Source organism: Photorhabdus hindustanensis (assembly GCF_002968995.1).
GTDB lineage: Bacteria > Pseudomonadota > Gammaproteobacteria > Enterobacterales > Enterobacteriaceae > Photorhabdus > Photorhabdus akhurstii.
On record NZ_PUWT01000125.1, the window covers coordinates 1 to 1,773 of the forward strand.

Sequence of the window (1,773 nt, forward strand, 5' to 3'; positions counted from 1 at the left end):
GTTATAAGATGCTTATCCCTGACAATGTTTACTACCGAAATCTCTATTTTTTGGATATGGATAAGCAGTTAATAAAATCACTGACGGTCAGCCAGCAGGAAGAACAAGGGGAACTGGCCTTACAGCATTACTGTGATAAACAGGAATTATCAGTATGAAAATATTGAAGATAACGCTGTCCTTATTATTTCTCTATTTTATTTACTGGGCGTTTGGCGACGCCTTTTTTAACTGGCTGCTTCCCTTTTCATCTGTCGGAAAGGGGCAGTTGATTACGGTAGAAGGAATGGCTCCGAAGCACACTGAGCCATATGTAGCAGCTATATATAAGTCAAAAGATTGCTTAAAATATCAATTTGATGCGGGTATGTCGCCTTTTAAAGTACCGACTTATCATAGCCTAGGTTTGGATGTAAAAGCTGATGCGCGAACCGGTTATTTTCAGACGAAATTGCCTTTTAGTGGCGGAGGCTGGTGTAAATGGAAAATTGAGCGGGCTTATGTATCGGTTAATTATACCGATGTCAGCCATTTGGTGAAAGATGCGGTTCCCTATTCGGGGACAGGTTTAACCGCTTTTATTAACGATGCTGAACGAGAAAATTACTCTGAAGCCTCTGAGACTCGTGCATTGAATACTATAGATTACAGACCAGTTATTTACCCTGTTTTAGATTTAACTGAAGGATTTCCGAAACGTATATACTTACAAGGTGTGGTGAGTTCGTTTCCTTTTCGGCTGAAATTAATTCCAGGAGCGGAATGGAAAATTATCTTTAAGCCTAAACTGGATGAAACCAAGATGCCAAAAATTACTGTCACTAACGGAAGGGGAGAATGGGTTGAATATCCTGATGGGCGAATTGACCTTCATCGCCAAACAATAGACTACTGGAAAATAAAGTAGTGCTAACAGAGTTTCCAGTAAAAACCATTGACCGTGGGCCAGTAGGAAGAATAAGGAATACTGGCCTTACAGCATTACTGTGATAAACAGGAACTGTCTGTATGAAAATATTGAAGATAACGCTGTCCTTATTATTTCTCTATTTTATTTACTGGGCGTTTGGGGACGCCTTTCTTGACAGGCTTTTTCCTTTTTCGCCTGATGAGAAGAAATTGTATTTCTTTGTTTGTTTTTGTTTTTTACGTTATTTTTAGGAGATATTTATGCTTGAAGTTGTTGGGTTGGAAGTTGTTATTAATAGTAAGACTATTTTCTCAGGGGTTAATTGTAATTTTGGTGTTGGACTAAACCGTATTGCGGGAATTAATGGGTCTGGTAAAACGACTTTTCTTTCAAGTATTGCTGGTGTAAATAAAGTTAAAAAAGGAATAGTTAACTTTATAAAAAAGGGAGAAAAGCATAAATTTAGTTTGCAACGGCATGGCTTTTATATATCGGATAATGTTAATTTTTATAACTTTATTACTGGAATGGATGTGATAAATCTAAGTAAACGTTATAGGAAAAGTAATCTAAAAAATCAATTAGATTACTATTTAAATGGTTTTGGTATATACCCGTAATCATTGAAGATGCTTGATTTTATCTGAAATGGAGATCATTATCCTCGCTATGAAAATATTTATTACATCAGAACAAAAAATCAAACTTGAACATCTTCACGACACCACTCGTGATGGTCAGGTACGAGACAGAATAAAAGCTATCCTTCTGGCTTCTGAAGGGTGGAGTTCTATGATGATAGCCCAGGCATTGCGACTCCATCAGACCACTGTTGACCGCCATATCAGTGATTACCTTAATCA

General features: G+C 37.2%; 3 protein-coding genes. All 3 read left to right on the top strand.

Translation table 11 applies throughout. The annotated features are described in order from the left end of the window. Positions 1 to 154 precede the first annotated feature (154 nt). Positions 155 to 907 (top strand): hypothetical protein, encoded by a 753-nt coding sequence (locus C6H66_RS24425; protein WP_105397008.1) that lies wholly within the window; start codon positions 155 to 157, stop codon positions 905 to 907. A gap of 263 nt (positions 908 to 1,170) precedes the next feature. Then, positions 1,171 to 1,530, top strand: a complete 360-nt coding sequence (locus C6H66_RS24430; RefSeq protein WP_105397009.1) for a P-loop NTPase family protein — start codon at positions 1,171 to 1,173, stop codon at positions 1,528 to 1,530. A gap of 49 nt (positions 1,531 to 1,579) precedes the next feature. Beyond that, a partial coding sequence (locus C6H66_RS24435) for a helix-turn-helix domain-containing protein (protein ID WP_146111040.1) occupies positions 1,580 to 1,773 on the top strand: 194 nt, incomplete at its 3' end.

Bases quoted from the DNA above. Each gene is read 5' to 3' on its own strand.
- C6H66_RS24430 (WP_105397009.1), top strand. From the start codon at position 1,171: ATGCTTGAAGTTGTTGGGTTGGAAGTTGTTATTAATAGTAAGACTATT.
- C6H66_RS24425 (WP_105397008.1), top strand. From the start codon at position 155: ATGAAAATATTGAAGATAACGCTGTCCTTATTATTTCTCTATTTTATT.